Below are 14,826 nucleotides of genomic sequence, written 5' to 3' on the forward strand. Positions count from 1 at the left end.
GCCACGCACGCAAAGTCGCGAGAGAGATGCCGGAGCTTCCCGAAGTCGAGACGGTGCGGCGGGGCCTGGCGCCCGCCCTGGTCGGAGCCCGCTTCAGCCGTGTCACCCTGCGCCGGGCCAACCTGCGCTTCCCCTTCCCGGATCGCTTCGCCGCCCGGCTGGAAGGGCGGACCGTCACGGACCTCGCGCGCCGGGCGAAATACCTCACCGCCGCGCTCGACTCGGGCGAGACCCTGGTCATGCATCTCGGCATGAGTGGCCGGTTCGACGTGGCACTGCCGGACGGCAGCAACCTGTCGCCGGGGGATTTCTACCTCGAAGGGGCCCAGGGCACGCCGAAGCACGACCATGTGGTCATGGCGATGAGCACCGGCGCCACGGTGACCTACAACGACGCCCGCCGGTTCGGCTTCATGGATCTGGTTCCGAGCGCGGATCTCGCCGGCTGCCGCCACTTCGCCAGGATGGGCATCGAGCCCCTCGACGGTCTGACGGGGGCGGTGATCGCGCAGCTCTTCCGCCACAAGATCGCGCCGCTGAAGGCCGCCCTGCTCGACCAGCGCCTGATCGCGGGCCTCGGCAACATCTACGTGTGCGAGGCGCTGCACCGGGCGCGCCTGCACCCCGAGGCCCCGGCCGGGAGCCTCGTCCGGCCCGACGGGCGCCCGACGCCCAAGGCCAACGCCCTCGCCAAGGCGATCGTGAAGGTCCTGCAGGAGGCCGTGGAGGCCGGCGGCTCGACCCTGCGCGACTACGCCCACACGGATGGCAGCGCGGGGGCGTTCCAGCACGCCTTCCGGGTTTACGACCGGGTTGGATTGTCCTGCAGCCGGCCGGGATGCGGCGGTTCCATCACCCGCATCGTCCAGGCGAACCGCTCGACCTTCTTCTGCGCGACCTGCCAGCCCCCGGACTGACCGCAACGAACCTTGCGTCGAACCTTGCGTCGAACCGTGCGTCACTGCGCCGCGAAACGGCAATTTCGCCACAAACCCGGCTAGGGTCTAGCGCCTCGACGTGCGCACCCGGTTGCGGGCAGCCGATCCCGGCCCGCAACGCGTGACGGGTCGCGCGGGCCCAGACAGGATCCCGATGTTCTTCCGCCGCTCAAAGACGCCCGCGCCCGAAACCACCGCGCAGGATCCGACGGGCGAGCCCGCCCTGCCGCAGCGGCTCTCGCCGCGCTCCCCCGGCGAGGCGATCAAGCCGACGGTCGCGCCCCCGCCCCCGGAGAAGCCCCAACGCGAGCGGAGCGGCCTCGTGGGCCTCATCAGCGGAGCCCTGACCTTCGCGGTCGTCATCGCCATCGCGGCGATGATCGGGATCACGCTGTTCCAGCGGCAGGTGCGCGAGCCGGGGCCGCTCGCGGCCGACAAGGTTGTTGTGATCCCGACCCACAGCGGAACGGCGGAGATCGCCGAGACCCTGAAGCGCGAGGGCGTGATCGACCATACCGGCCTGTTCGAGTTCGCCGCCCGCTTCGGCGGCCGGCCGGCGCTCCGGGCCGGGGAATACGTGTTCAAGGCGCATGCGAGCATCTCCGACGCCCTCGACACCATCGCCACCGGCCGGCAGGTCCAGCACGCCATCACCTTCCCGGAGGGCCTGACCTCCGAGCAGATCGTCAGCCGCCTCAACGACAACGACGTGCTCACCGGCGAGATCAACGAGATCCCCCCGGAAGGTTCGCTCCTGCCCGACACCTACAAGTTCGAGCGCGGGGCCACCCGCCAGCAGATCGTCAACCTGATGAAGGCCAAGCAGCGCGAGGTTCTGAACCAGATCTGGCTGCGGCGCAGCGCCGACGTGCCGGTGCGGACCCCGGCCGAGATGGTCACCCTCGCCTCCATCGTGGAGAAGGAGACCGGCCGTGCCGACGAGCGGCCCCGGGTGGCCGGCGTCTTCATCAACCGCCTGAACAAGCGGATGAAGCTGCAATCCGACCCGACGATCGTCTACGGCCTCGTGGGGGGCCGCGGCACCCTCGGGCGCGGCATCCTCCGGTCGGAGATCGACCGGCCGACGCCCTACAACACCTACGTCATCGAGGGCCTGCCGCCGGGGCCGATCGCCAATCCCGGCCGGGCCGCCCTGGAGGCGGTGGCCAACCCCTCCCGGACGAAGGACCTCTACTTCGTGGCGGACGGCACCGGCGGCCACGCCTTCGCCGACTCCCTCGAGGCGCATCAGCGCAACGTCGCCCGCTGGCGGGCGGTGGAGAAGAGCCGGCAGGCGCCGCCGGACGCCGTCGACAAGGTCGAGCCGGGTCCGGACCCGGCGACGCCGGGCCGCGCCTCGGCCTACGCGCCGGGCGGTGCGCCTGCGGCCAACGGGATCAACACCAACGCGGCCTTCGCCGCGGATACGGGCACGCCGGGTTCGCGGGCCTTCGACGCCTCCGAGGGCACGCGCCTCGATCCCCTGAAGAACCGCAGCTACGACCTGGGCTCGCCCAAGACGGTGCCGGCCCTGAGCGAACCGGCCCCGGCGCCCCGGGGCCGGCGCTAGGGACCAGCTCCGGCCGGATTGCTGCGACGCGTCGTCGGACGTGACGCAGCCGCGCCGGGCTCACGCAGGGCTCAATGCGCCTTCGGGTTTCGCGGCCGCCCCTGCCCGTCCGGAGGAGGACCCGACAGCGACGCCGCGATCTGGCGTCCCAGCTCATACAGCAGGGCCTCCAGCAGCGGCTGCACCCGCTTCGCCTCGTCGAGCCCGAGATCGCCGAGGCGCTCCCACAGACGCATCGCGCCATCCGCCATCTGCTCGACGACGGAGCCCTGCTCGGCCGGCGCCCCGAGAAAGCCCGCCGGGGGCTCGAACGGCCCCTCGGTCCGGCTGTCGGTGATGTCGATCACGATCCCACGCCCATAGACCAGCCCGTCCGCGCGGCGCTCGAACCGGCCGCGGGCCAGCACCCAGCGTACGAGCCCGGGGGCGGGCACGATGCGATGCTCCCACGCGAAGAGGCCGCCCTCGTCGCGGACACGGCGGCGCTGAATCTGGTCCCGGGCGAGGTCCTCCGGATGGAAGAGCGCGGAGAGCTGCTCCCAGCTCACGCCCTGCGCCGCCTCGGCCTCGGTCAGCCCGAAGATCCGGGCCATCGTCGCATCCCCGCGCACGCGTCCCAGATGCGGCACGTCCTCCCACATGCCGACGCCCAGCGCGGACATGCCGAACGGCGTGAGCGCGGACCTGGTCAACACTGATCGTGGCATGCGCCATCCGGGTTCTTGTGAAAACGACCCGGACCTACGAACACAACTTGATCTTGAAATGCAATGTTGGCGGCGTCGTACGAAAGTCGATCCGTGACGTCCTCGGTGGCGCGGGGGCGACGGGACCCGCGCGCGGGCCGGGATGGGTCCGTCGCAGGGACCGGCCTCTTCCCCGTGGAGAGATCCGTGCTACAGGCCCCGATCTTCACGGGGACGGGGGTCGGCGTGGCCCAGATCACGAGCATGACCGGTTTCGCCCGGGCGGCCGGTAGTACCGGACCGGTCCACTGGGTCTGGGAGGTCCGCAGCGTCAACGGGCGCAGCCTCGACGTGCGCACCCGTGTGCCGGCCGGCTATGACGGGCTCGGCGAGACCGCCCGCACCGCCCTGCAGAAGACCCTGACCCGCGGCCAGTGCCAGCTGACCCTGACGCTCACCAAGCCGGAGACCACCGCGCGAGTGCGGATCAACGAGACGCTGCTGGCGAGTCTCGCCCAGGCGGTGGCCCGGGTGCCGGTCCCCGAGGGTGTGGCCCCCGCCACGATGGACGGGCTGCTCGGCGTCCGCGGCGTGATCGAGGTCGAGGACGAGGCGGCGGACACCGACGCCCTCGCCCGGGATCTGGCCGCAGGCGTGGTCCAGCTGGTCGCGGATCTCGTCGAGGCCCGCCGCGCGGAGGGGCGGCAGCTCGAACAGGTCGTCATCGGACAGGTCGACCGGATCGCCGCGCTGACCGAGGCCGCGGAGGCGAATCCCGCGCGTCAGCCCGAAGCCGTGCGGGCGCGTCTGGAGGCGGCCGTCGCGGCGCTGGGCGGCAGCGGCCTCGATCCGGACCGTCTGCATCAGGAGGCGATGCTGCTCGCCGGCAAGGCGGACGTGCGCGAGGAACTGGACCGGCTTTGGGCCCATGTGACGAGCGCCCGGGAGCTGCTGGCGGCCGGCGGCGCGATCGGCCGGCGCCTGGACTTCATCGCCCAGGAGTTCGGCCGCGAGTCCAACACGCTGTGCGCCAAGGCCAACGACATCAGCCTGTCGCGGATCGGCCTGGACCTGAAGGCCGTGGTCGAGCAGTTCCGCGAGCAGGTCCAGAACATCGAATGATGCCGGATCAGGATGTGAGAGTACGGATGCGAAACGTCGGGGAGCCACACGCATGACCGAGCAGGGTGGGAGCGTCTCCGATTCCATCGCGCGGCGGGGGTTGATCCTGATCCTCTCCTCGCCCTCCGGGGCGGGGAAGACGACCCTGACGCGGGCGATCGCCCAGGATCCGAGCTGGGCGCTGGACCTGTCGATCTCCGTGACCACGCGGGGGCGCCGCCCCTCCGAGATCGACGGGCGGCACTACCACTTCATCGATCGCGAGGCCTTCGACGACCTGCGCAACCGGGACGACCTGCTCGAATGGGCGGAGGTCCATGGCAATTTCTACGGCACGCCCCGGCGGCCGGTGGAAAAAGTGCTCGGCTCCGGCCGGGACATGATCTTCGACATCGACTACCAGGGCACGCGGCAGGTGCGCTCCAAGCTCGCCCAGGACGTGGTGACGGTCTTCATCCTGCCGCCCAGCATGGCCGAGCTGCGCCAGCGCCTGGAGCGCCGGGCGGAGGATTCGGCCGAGACGATCGAGAAGCGTCTCGCCAATGCCCGGACCGAGATCCAACGCTGGGTCGAGTACGACTACGTCATCGTCAACGACGACCTGCAGAACGCCTTCCGGGCCCTACAGGGCATCCTGGCGGCGGAGCGGCTCCGGCGGACGCGCCGCACCGGCCTCACCACCTTCGTCGAGGGGTTGCTGGCGGAGACGCCGTGACGCGGACCCGGCTCTACCGGCGGATCAGCACGACGCCGCCGATCAGGAGCGCGACCCCGAAGAGGCGGGGCAGATCGACGGGCCGTTGCGCCAGGCCGAGCAGACCAACCTGATCGAACAGCACCGAGGCGAGCATCTGGCCGGTGACCAGAAGGGCGAAGAAGGTCGCGGCGCCGAGCTTCGGGACGAGCAGGATGGCGAGCCCGATGAACAGCGCGCCGAACAGGCCGCCGCTCCAAGTCCACCACGGGATCCGCCCGGCCACGCTTACGGCCGGGGCGGGATCGCGCAGGGCTACGGCGAGCAGAGCCATGCAGGCGAGACCGACGGCGTAACTGGAGACGCCAGCCCAGGACGCCGAGTCGAGGCCCGCGCGCAGGTTGGCGTTCAGGATCTGCTGCAGGACGAGTCCGGCGCCCGCCAGGACGGCGAGCAGGGCGGAGAGTGCGAAGGCGAGCATCGAGAACGGGCCTCTCGGGTCAGGGTGCCGGGCCTCATTGACAACCGGCACGGTCGATGCCGTCAAATGCCGCCAAGACCCGATTCCATGCACGTTCGGCATGATCAACCCCGCGCATCTCGACCTCTTCCGCGCCGTGATGCGTCACGGCGGCATGACGCGTGCCGCCGAGGTCCTGGGGATCGGTCAACCCCACATCAGTCGTGCCATCGCACAGCTCGAGGCGACACTCGGCTTCACGCTGTTCGTGCGCGGCCACGGCAGCGCCCTCCCGACCCCGGAAGGCGAGGCCTTCGCCCACGAGGTTGCGCAGACGTTCGCCGGGCTGGATCACCTGCGACAAGCCGCGTGCCGCATCCGCGAGCGCGGCACCGGCGGTCTCCGCGTTGCCTGTCAGCCTTCCCTGGCCGCCGGGCTGCTGCCCCGCGCGATCCGGCGGCTCGACGCGGAATGCCCCGGTCTCCGCATTTCCGTCCACGTCCCGAGCCCGGACACGATCTGGTCCTGGGCCGCCTCGGGCCAATGCGATCTCGGACTGGCCCGGCCGCGGTCCGGCCATGCGGGCGTGATCGCCGAGACATTCCTGCGGGTCGCCGCCGTGTGCGTGCTGCCTCGCGGGCACGCCCTGGCCCGCCGACGGGCCATCACGGCGGCGGATCTCGCCGATGTGCCGCTGATCGCGGCCGGATCGAGTCCCGTGCAGGCGGCGACGGAGGCGGCCTTCGCGCAGGCCGGCGTGACCCCGCATTTCGCCCTGATGGCCGAGTACACCGCGGCGCGCTGCGGCCTCGTGGCCGAGGGTCTCGGAGCCGCCATCGTCGACCCGGTCCCGGCCCGGGCTCTCGGCGGATGGCCCATCGTGCTGCGGCCGTTCCGGCCCGAGATCCCCATCGAGACCGTGCTGGTGCGGCCGGCGGGACGGCCGCCGGGGCGCCTCGCCGAGCGGCTGATGGTCCATCTGGCGGCGGAGCGTGACGCCCTCGGCGTACGCTGATCGGCTCAGGCGGCGACCGGAGTCTCCGGACCGGGGCCGAGCCACGCGCCCATCGCCGAGAAGGTCGACACGGCCGCGCCGGTGAGCGCGGCCTCCGCGGCCGGGTCCTCGCCGAAGATCTCCAGGCGCGTCCGGAAGGCCGCCCACATCGCCCCCGCGGCGGGCCCGTGCGCCCGGTAATAGGCGAGGCCGTCGCCGGAGAAGCCGTGCAGGCCGGCGATGTGGCGGCCGATCAGCTGGCCGCCCAATGTCGAGCCTTCCAGCACGTAGAGCGCGCCCATGGCGGCAGCCGGTCCGTCGAAGACCAGGGAGGTCGGTCGCGGGAGCGCCGCGACCGCGGAGGGCGTCAGGCCGAGATGGTCGAGATCGGCGGCGAGGCGCGTGAGGCGGCGGCGCGGCGCCAGGAAAACCTCGTCGGCGAGCCCGGACCCGATGGCGGATTCCCAGACCGCGTGGAACCCGTAGAGACGCCCCAGCAGGTTGCGGTAGCCGCTCAGGGTCGCGACCCGCGCCTGCCAGTCCAGGGACGCCTCCAGCGCCCGGTGAGCCGGATCGGTCGCGGCACGCAGCCGCGCATGCAGGCCGCCGCGGGTTCTCACGCGGTGATCGTGAAGCAGGCGCCGGGATTGTTGGCGACGGTGAGCTTGGCGTTGATCTGATCGAGCATCGCCCGAATCAGCTTCATGCCCAGTCCCGAGCCCTTGCTCCGCGCCTTGGCGTCCGCCCAGTCGTCGGGCAGGCCCGATCCGTCGTCGCAGACCCGCAACTGGACCTCGCCGGGGCCCGATGCCGAGACGCTGACCTCGACACGGCCGCCGCCTGTCGGGTTGGCCGCATACTTGAAGGCGTTGGTGACGAGTTCCGTCGCGATCAGCGAGAGCGCCACCGCCTTGCGATAGGGCACCATCAGGCCCGGCTCCGCCGAGAGATCGACGGCATGCCCGTCGCCTGCCAGCCCCGCGAGGTCGTTGCACAGGCTCTCGATGGTCTGGCCGAGATCCACCTCGTCGAACCGGTCGGCCTGGTACAGGCTGTCATGCACCCGCGCGACGCTCATCACCCGCGCGGAGGTGTCGGCGAAGGCCTGCCGCGCCTCGCCGTCGGCGATCTGGCGCCGCTGCATCTGCAGGAAGGCCGAGACGATCTGCAGGGAGTTCTTCACCCGGTGGTCGATCTCCCGGGTGAGCAGATCCTTCTGCTCGAGGAGGCGCTCCTTCTCGGCGAGCAGGCCGGTGAGCTCGTCGATCTTGCGGCGTTGGCGCAGCACCACGCCCTCGACGGCCTCCGCCAGGGAGCCGGCGAGGTGGACCTGCCATTCCGCCCAGGGCGCGGCGAAGCCGGTGCGCTCCTCGACCCAGCGCTCGAAGGAGCGGCGGGGCAGCACCGCCACGGGGCCGCTGCCGGCGAGGACGGGCTTGCGCGGGTCGCCACCCCAGGTCACCGTGCTGGGCACCTCCGGCCGGAACCACAGCAGCAGGTTCTCGCGCGAGGCATCGACGAAGACGGCGAGCAGGCCGCTGGCGATCTCCCGATGCGGGCCCGCCTCCGGATAATCCGCGGTGAAGCTGTCGCTGCTGTAGGCGACCTCGCCCGCCGGCACGCCCGCCCGCAGCCAGCCCGCGATCGCCGCCACCATGTCGACCGGCGGCGTCCGCCCGATCCCCGTGACCCGGTCGCCTGAAACGATGCCGGCGCCGGTGGCGCCGAACAGGTCGAGCAGCGTCGTCGTGCCGCCGGTCAGGGCCGCCACGAAATCGTCGGATCGGGTCAGGCCGCGCACGAGACGCCCCTCGACGTCGAGATGGGCCTGCCGCTCGGCCCAGAGCCGGCGCGATTCGATCTCCTGCACCCGCATGGCGAAGGCGTCGGTCAGCACCGTGGCGGCCGCGCGGGTCTCCGGCGTGACGTAGTGCGGGCGGCGATGATGCCCGATCATCAGGCCCCAGAGCCGCCCCTCGACCATGATCGAGATCGACATGGAGCCGTTCACGCCGAGATTGCGCTGGTACTCCAGGTGGATGGGCGACAGCGTGCGGTGCTGGGCGAAGGTCAGGTCGATCGGGCCGTTGCCGGCGCCGGGCGCCGAGACCAGCCCGACGGGCACGCTGTCCCGATCGATGACGAAGCGGCTCTTGGCCTTGGTGTAGAGGGCCCGGGCCTGGGCGGGGATGTCGGAGGCGGGGAAGCGCAGGCCCAGCAGGCTGCGCGACCAGTCGGGCACCTTGTCCTCGGCCACGGCCTCGCCGTTCCAGTCCGTGTCGAAGCGGTAGACCAAGACCGCCTCGAAGCCGGTGAGCGCCCGGATCTCGAGGGCTGCGATCCGGGCGATATCCGCCAGGGTCCCGGCCTCGCGCAGGCGGCCGACGGCGAGTTCGGTATCGGCCTGACTGGCGGTGGCGAAATCGTCGGCCGAATCGGGCTCCAGCTCCATCTCCACGATGAGGCGGCCGGCATGGGCATGGGCAACGGCGTGATAGGCGGTCCCGCGGCCCGGGAATGCCAGGGTCCGGCGCAGGGACGCGCCGTCATGGAGGGTCCCGCGCGCCAGACGGGCGCGGATCGCCGCAACGAAATCCGCCGGCAGCACGTCCGCGAGGGGGCGCCCCGCCAGAGGCGGCTCGATCGGATCGACGATCTCGCCGACATTGGCCGAATAGGCGACCACCAGGAGCGTCCCGGCGTCGGCGGCGAGCATCACGGCATTGGGCTGGATCGAGCCCGGGATGTGGATGGGCTCACGCTCGCACAGGCTGGCATCCACCGGCTCGGCGCGCACCCGCCGGCCGATCGCCGCCATGACGGCCTCGCGCGAGTGGTCGGCCCCCAGGCTCTCCACCGGATCGATGGTCAGCCATGTCACCGGGCTGCCCCCGGCGATCTGGCCATGGCGCATATGGATCCGGGCCCGCAGAGGCTGCGGCAGCCGGCCGAAGACGTAGTCGAAGGTCTCGTCCAGCGTCCCGCGGCGGGCCCCTGCCAGAAACCGGCCCCGGAAATTCGGCACGTTGGTGCCCGGCATCACGTCGCGGAAATAGTCCCGCCCCAGCACGGCCTCGCGCGACAGGCCCGAGATGGCGCTCGCGCCCTCGCTGAAGGCCACGACGGTGCCAGCCGAATCGAGCCCGATCACGCCCTGGTCCAGGCGGTCGAGCGCGTCCGGCGCGATGGCGTCGAGATCGACGTCGGTATTGGGGGCCTGGCTGGGCGGCATCAGGAGCGAAACCGGCTCATTCAACTGGGTATGGCGACGGGATGGGCCGAGCGCAATGCTTGTGATGTCAGCAAGATCAAAACCTCAAGTGCTCTGTACGATCTTAGACATCGCCTTGAACAGCCCTTCCTCAACCGTAGGGTGGTACACTGGCTGATCGTGCAGGGTCTGGGCGGTCTGCTTGTGCGCGACTGCGTAGGTGAGCAGGTGCGCGAGGTGCTCTACGGACGGTCCGAGCATCTCGCCGCCGAGGAGGTGCCCCGACCGGTCGGCCCAGAGCCGGATGCCGCCGCGATTCGTCCCCTCGACGCGGGCGCGGCCCTGATCCGAAAAGTCCATCGTGCCGACGACCCGTCCCGCATTCTCCGGATCGTAGGGGGCGCCGATCACCGCCGCCTGAGGATGGGTGAAAACCATGGCGAGGCGGGTCCAGGGGGCGGGGGCCGCGACCGGGCGGCCCGCGGCCAGGGCGGCAGCGTTGCCCCCCGCGATCCGGCCCTGGCGGCTGGCCTCGTGCAGGACAGGGCGCCAGCCGTCGGCATCGCCCGCGATCAGGATCGGCGCGCCCGCGCAGACGAGGCTGTGCCGGTCGAATTCCGGCACTCCGTCTTGGTCGCGGCGGAGGCCCGCCGCCTCAAGCCGCAAGGCATCCAAGTTGGGGGCCCGGCCGGTGGCGGCCAGCACCCGCGACGCCCGGGTGACCTGTTCGCGCCCGTCACGGTCGATCCAGTGCAGGCATACGCCGTCGCCGTCCGGCGCTGCCGTCCGAACCTCGGCACCGAGGTGAAGATCCAGGTCCGCGCCGAAGATCGCGGCGGCCTGCCGGGCGAGTTCCGGCTCGCTCAGGCCGGCGACGGTGTCACCCGCATCGATCACCGTGACGGCGACACCGAGCCGCGCCATCGCCTGGGCGATCTCGATCCCCACGGGCCCGGCCCCGAGAATGGCCAGCGAATCCGGGAGATCGGGGATTTCGAAGAGGGTATCGGTGGTCAGGACGCGCGCGCCGAGACCCTGCAGGGCTTCCGGCACGATCGGGCTCGACCCGGTGGCGATGACCGCCGCCCGGAAGCGGATCCGGATGGCGTCTCCGATCACCAGCGTGCGGTCGCTCTCGAATCGGGCGGTGCCGCCGAGGCGTTCGTCCTCGGGGAGATCCGCGAGACCGTCGACGACGCTGGCGACGAACCGGTCGCGCTCCGACCGGAGACGCCGCAGCACCGCAGGTCCATCCACCGTGACGCCGGAGACCCGGATGCCGAACAGCCCGGTGGTGCGGGCCGCGTGGGCGGCAGCCCCCGCGGCGATCAGGAGCTTCGACGGCATGCAGCCGACGCGCGCGCAGGTCGTCCCGCCGGGCCCGCGCTCGATCAGCACCGACCGCGCCCCCGCGGCCGAAGCGGCGCGATGGGCGGCGATGCCGGCTGTGCCGGCACCAATCACCGCCACGTCGTAGTCGAGTTCGCGCATGAGCATCCCGGACCGTTCGCCGGAGCCAAAGCGGTACGGCCGAGGTTCGTTCCGCCTGCGCGATCACGTCTCAGGGCGGCACGGACCGGGCGGGGCTCCGCACGCACCGGACGGGGCGGTGCGGAGCCGGCGTTTCAGGCGCTGCGGCCAGGAGCCGTACCGCCGAGGTGGAACACCCGGTGGGGGATCAGTTCGCCGCGCTCCACATCGCCGACGGCGACCAGGATGCCAGCACAGGTTGCGAAGGCCTTGCCCTCGACGGGGGCGTCCCGGCCCCGCAGGATCACCGGCTGGCCCCGCATCAGGCGCAGGCCCAGATCACGGGAGACCGCGACTTCCGGGATGGCATCGAGGGCCGTCTCCACCGGACGCAGATAGGCGAGCGCCGCCTCCGGGCTGCCGTCGGTCAGGGCCGAGACCGGGCAGGCCTCGGCCTCGGAGAAGGGACCGACACGGGTCCGGCGCAGGGCCGCCACATGGCCGTAGCAGCCGAGCATCCGGCCGAGGTCGCGGGCCAGCGCCCGCACGTAGGTGCCCTTGCCGCACTCCGCCTCGATCACGGTGCGCTCGCCGTCATGCTCGACCACCGCGAGCCGGTCGATCTGCACCGGCCGGGCCACGAGTTCCACTACCTCGCCCTCGCGGGCGAGGTCGTAGGCGCGCTCGCCCTGGATCTTGATCGCCGAGTAGCGCGGCGGCACCTGCTCGATGGCGCCCACGAAGGCCGGAAGCGCGGCCTCGACCGCCGCACGGTCCGGGCGGGTCTCGCTGGTGGCCACGGGACGCCCCTCGGCATCGTCGGTATCGGTCTCGATGCCCCACTGCACGGTGAACCGATAGGCCTTCCGGCCGTCCATCACGAACGGGACGGTCTTGGTCGCCTCGCCGAGGGCGATCGGCAGGATGCCGGAGGCCAGCGGATCGAGGGTGCCGGCATGGCCCGCCTTCTTGGCGTTGAAGGCGCGCTTCACCACCGCGACCGCATGGGTCGAGGTCATGCCGACATGCTTGTCGAGGATCACCCAGCCCGAGACGTCCCGGCGCTTCGGGCGGTCGGGACGCGGCCCGCGCTGCGGACGGCGGCCCTCCGGGCCACGACGCTCAGCGCCCGGCACGGGAGCCTGGTGCTCGGCCGGCGGAAGATCTTCCATGGAAACCGTCATGTCCGCGTTGTCCCCCGGGGTCGATGCCCCGTCCCTTTCTGTTGGGTATCGGGACTCAATGCCCCGTCCCGGTCTCCGGTTCGTCGTCCTCGTGCCCGGTCTCAAGGTCGCGCTGGACCCGCTCGTCCCGCAGCAGCTTGTCGATGCGGGCCGCCTCGTCGAAGGTCTCGTCCCGTCGGAACCGCAGCTCCGGGGCGAATTTCAGGTTCACCCGCCGCGCCACCTCCTGGCGCAGCACCTTCCGGTGACGCTCCAGGGCGGCGATCACCGGCGCCTCGTCGAGACCGCCGAGCGGCATCACGTAGGCGGTGGCGAGCTTCAGGTCGGGCGACATCCGCACCTCCGGGACGGTCACGACATGCGTGCCGAGCACCGGATCCTGGATATCGCCGCGCTGGAGCACCTCGGCGAGCGCGTGGCGCACGAGTTCGGCCACGCGCTGCTGGCGCTGCGAGGGGCCGGTGGAAGTCGGTTTCTGGGCCATTCTGTCTCGGGCCTTTCCGCCGGAGCGGACGGCTCACGTCCTGAAAACGAAAAGACGGCCGCGGCAGGTGCCGCGGCCGCCCTGTCCGGATGAGTCCGGCGTGTCAGAGGGTGCGGCGGATCTCCTCGACCCGGTAGCACTCGATCACGTCGCCGGCGCGCATGTTCTCGAAGTTCTCGAAGGCCATGCCGCACTCCTGGCCGGAGGTGACTTCCTTCGCATCGTCCTTGAAGCGCTTGAGGGTCTTCAGCTTGCCCTCGTGGATCACGACGCTGTCGCGGATCAGGCGGACATGGGCGCCGCGCTCGACGATGCCGTCCTGGACGCGGCAACCCGCGACCTTGCCGACCTTCGAGACCTCGAAGACCTCCTGGATGACGGCCTCGCCCAGGCGCTCCTCGCGGAGCGTCGGCGGCAGCATCCCCGACAGCGTGGCTTTGATGTCGTCCACGAGGTCGTAGATGATGTTGTAGTACCGGATCTCGATGCCGGCCCGCTCGGCGGCCTCGCGGGCCTCCTTGAGGGCGCGCACGTTGAAGCCGATAACCACCGCCTTGGAGGCCTGCGCCAGGGTGATGTCCGACTCGGTGATGCCGCCGACACCCGCCAGAAGAATGCGGGCCGCGACCTCGTCGTTGCCGAGCTTCTCCAGCGCGCCCGAGATCGCCTCGACCGAGCCCTGCACGTCGCCCTTGATGACGACCGGCAGTTCCTTCCGGCCGGCGCCTTCCTTGAGGTCGCGCATCATATCGACGAGCGACCGGTTGGCGCCGCCGGTCCGGGCGTTCTGACGCTCGCGCTTCTGGCGGGCGCGGTACTCGGTGACCTCGCGGGCGCGGGCCTCGCTCGGCACCACGGTCACGCGGTCGCCGGCGTCCGGCGTGCCGTTGAAGCCCAGCACCTCCACGGGGACCGAAGGCCCGGCGTACTGGACGTTCTCGCCGAGGTCGTCGATCAGGGCGCGCACGCGGCCCCACTCGGCGCCCGCCACGACGATGTCGCCGGTGAACAGGGTACCGCGCTGGACCAGGACCGTGGCCACGGGGCCGCGACCGCGATCGAGCTGCGCCTCGATGACCGTACCCTCGCCGTCGCGCTTCTCGTTGGCGCGCAGGTTCATGATCTCGGCCTGGATCTGGATACCCTCCAGAAGCTCCGGCAGTCCTTCGCCGGTCTTGGCCGAGACCTCGAACTCGAGGGTCTCACCGCCCATCGACTCGACCTGGATGTCGTGCTGCAGCAGCTCGGTGCGGACCCGCTCCGGCTTGGCATCCGGCTTGTCGATCTTGTTGACCGCGATGATCAGCGGGACACCGGCCGCCTTGGCGTGCTGGATGGCCTCGATGGTCTGGGGCATGACGCCGTCATCGGCCGCGACCACGACCACGACGATGTCGGTGACCTTGGCGCCGCGGGCGCGCATCGACGTGAACGCCGCGTGGCCCGGGGTGTCGATGAAGGTGATCATGTCGCCGGACGGCGACGCGACCTGATAGGCGCCGATGTGCTGGGTGATGCCGCCGGCCTCGCCCTCGACCACGTTCGCCTTGCGGATCGCGTCGAGCAGCGACGTCTTGCCGTGGTCGACGTGGCCCATAATGGTGACCACCGGCGGACGGGGATCGAGATCCTCCTCCAGATCCGGCTCGTCGGACGACAGGCCCTCCTCGACATCGGATTCGGCGACGCGACGGACCGTGTGACCGAGCTCCTCGGCGATGAGCTGGGCGGTGTCCGAATCGATCACGTCGGTGATCTTGTGGATCTGGCCCTGCTTCATCAGCATGCGGATCACGTCGACGGCCCGCTCCGACATGCGGTTGGCGAGTTCCTGGATCGTGATCGTCTCGGGGATCGTCACCTCGCGGGACAGCTTCTCCTTCTGCTCCACCTGACCGCGGCCGCTCATGCGCTGCTGGCGGCGGCGGAACGAGGCGACCGAGCGTGTCCGCTCGTCCTCGCCCGAGGTGGCGTTGGCGATGGTCAGACGACCGCGGTTGCGTCACCGCCCGG

At 71.3% G+C, this 14,826-nt stretch carries 13 protein-coding genes; 5 read left to right on the forward strand and 8 right to left on the reverse strand.

Annotated features, from left to right (window positions below):
• Positions 1-26: 26 nt before the first annotated feature.
• Positions 27-917: a bifunctional DNA-formamidopyrimidine glycosylase/DNA-(apurinic or apyrimidinic site) lyase gene (gene mutM / locus I53_RS21850; RefSeq protein ID WP_043354623.1), complete on the forward strand. Its 891-nt coding sequence runs from the start codon at positions 27-29 to the stop codon at positions 915-917.
• 175 nt (positions 918-1,092) lie between these two features.
• A complete protein-coding gene (mltG, locus tag I53_RS21855) occupies positions 1,093-2,508 on the forward strand; it encodes an endolytic transglycosylase MltG (protein WP_043354625.1) in 1,416 nt (471 codons plus the stop codon).
• Positions 2,509-2,579: 71 nt separating this feature from the next.
• On the opposite strand, the gene I53_RS21860 is transcribed toward mltG, so the two are convergent.
• Positions 2,580-3,203, reverse strand: a complete 624-nt coding sequence (locus tag I53_RS21860) for a PAS domain-containing protein (protein ID WP_244538840.1) — start codon at positions 3,201-3,203, stop codon at positions 2,580-2,582.
• Between the two features lie 255 nt (positions 3,204-3,458).
• Between I53_RS21860 and I53_RS21865 the strand changes: the two genes are divergently transcribed.
• Entirely contained in the window at positions 3,459-4,316 is an 858-nt protein-coding gene (locus I53_RS21865; RefSeq protein ID WP_043354643.1) for a YicC/YloC family endoribonuclease, read from the forward strand.
• Between the two features lie 52 nt (positions 4,317-4,368).
• Positions 4,369-5,031: a guanylate kinase gene (gene gmk / locus I53_RS21870; RefSeq protein WP_043354630.1), complete on the forward strand. Its 663-nt coding sequence runs from the start codon at positions 4,369-4,371 to the stop codon at positions 5,029-5,031.
• 13 nt (positions 5,032-5,044) lie between these two features.
• Here gmk and I53_RS21875 read toward each other — a convergent pair whose 3' ends face one another.
• Entirely contained in the window at positions 5,045-5,491 is a 447-nt protein-coding gene (locus I53_RS21875) for a DMT family transporter (RefSeq protein WP_043354631.1), read from the reverse strand.
• 100 nt (positions 5,492-5,591) lie between these two features.
• Between I53_RS21875 and I53_RS21880 the strand changes: the two genes are divergently transcribed.
• On the forward strand, positions 5,592-6,485 hold the full coding sequence (locus I53_RS21880; protein ID WP_043354632.1) for a LysR family transcriptional regulator: 894 nt from the start codon (positions 5,592-5,594) through the stop codon (positions 6,483-6,485).
• Between the two features lie 5 nt (positions 6,486-6,490).
• Here the strand turns inward: I53_RS21880 and I53_RS21885 are convergent, their stop codons facing one another.
• From I53_RS21885 to infB, 6 genes are all read right to left on the reverse strand, one after another.
• On the reverse strand, positions 6,491-7,084 hold the full coding sequence (locus tag I53_RS21885) for a biliverdin-producing heme oxygenase (RefSeq protein WP_043354634.1): 594 nt from the start codon (positions 7,082-7,084) through the stop codon (positions 6,491-6,493).
• Positions 7,081-9,696: a histidine kinase dimerization/phosphoacceptor domain -containing protein gene (locus I53_RS21890; RefSeq protein WP_043354636.1), complete on the reverse strand. Its 2,616-nt coding sequence runs from the start codon at positions 9,694-9,696 to the stop codon at positions 7,081-7,083. The genes I53_RS21885 and I53_RS21890 overlap by 4 nt, the downstream gene beginning before the upstream one ends.
• Before the next feature lie 84 nt (positions 9,697-9,780).
• The gene (locus I53_RS21895) at positions 9,781-11,166 is read right to left on the reverse strand and encodes a dihydrolipoyl dehydrogenase (RefSeq protein WP_043354644.1); all 1,386 of its coding nucleotides are present in this window, start codon (positions 11,164-11,166) and stop codon (positions 9,781-9,783) included.
• A 134-nt stretch (positions 11,167-11,300) separates the two neighbouring features.
• Positions 11,301-12,317, reverse strand: a complete 1,017-nt coding sequence (gene truB / locus I53_RS21900; protein WP_051044951.1) for a tRNA pseudouridine(55) synthase TruB — start codon at positions 12,315-12,317, stop codon at positions 11,301-11,303.
• Between the two features lie 67 nt (positions 12,318-12,384).
• On the reverse strand, positions 12,385-12,813 hold the full coding sequence (rbfA, locus tag I53_RS21905) for a 30S ribosome-binding factor RbfA (protein ID WP_043354641.1): 429 nt from the start codon (positions 12,811-12,813) through the stop codon (positions 12,385-12,387).
• Between the two features lie 103 nt (positions 12,814-12,916).
• The gene (infB, locus tag I53_RS21910; RefSeq protein ID WP_251982396.1) at positions 12,917-14,722 is read right to left on the reverse strand and encodes a translation initiation factor IF-2; all 1,806 of its coding nucleotides are present in this window, start codon (positions 14,720-14,722) and stop codon (positions 12,917-12,919) included.
• Between the last annotated feature and the right edge of the window lie 104 nt (positions 14,723-14,826).

The organism is Methylobacterium sp. B1, from assembly GCF_000333255.1.
GTDB classification, from domain to species: domain Bacteria; phylum Pseudomonadota; class Alphaproteobacteria; order Rhizobiales; family Beijerinckiaceae; genus Methylobacterium; species Methylobacterium fujisawaense.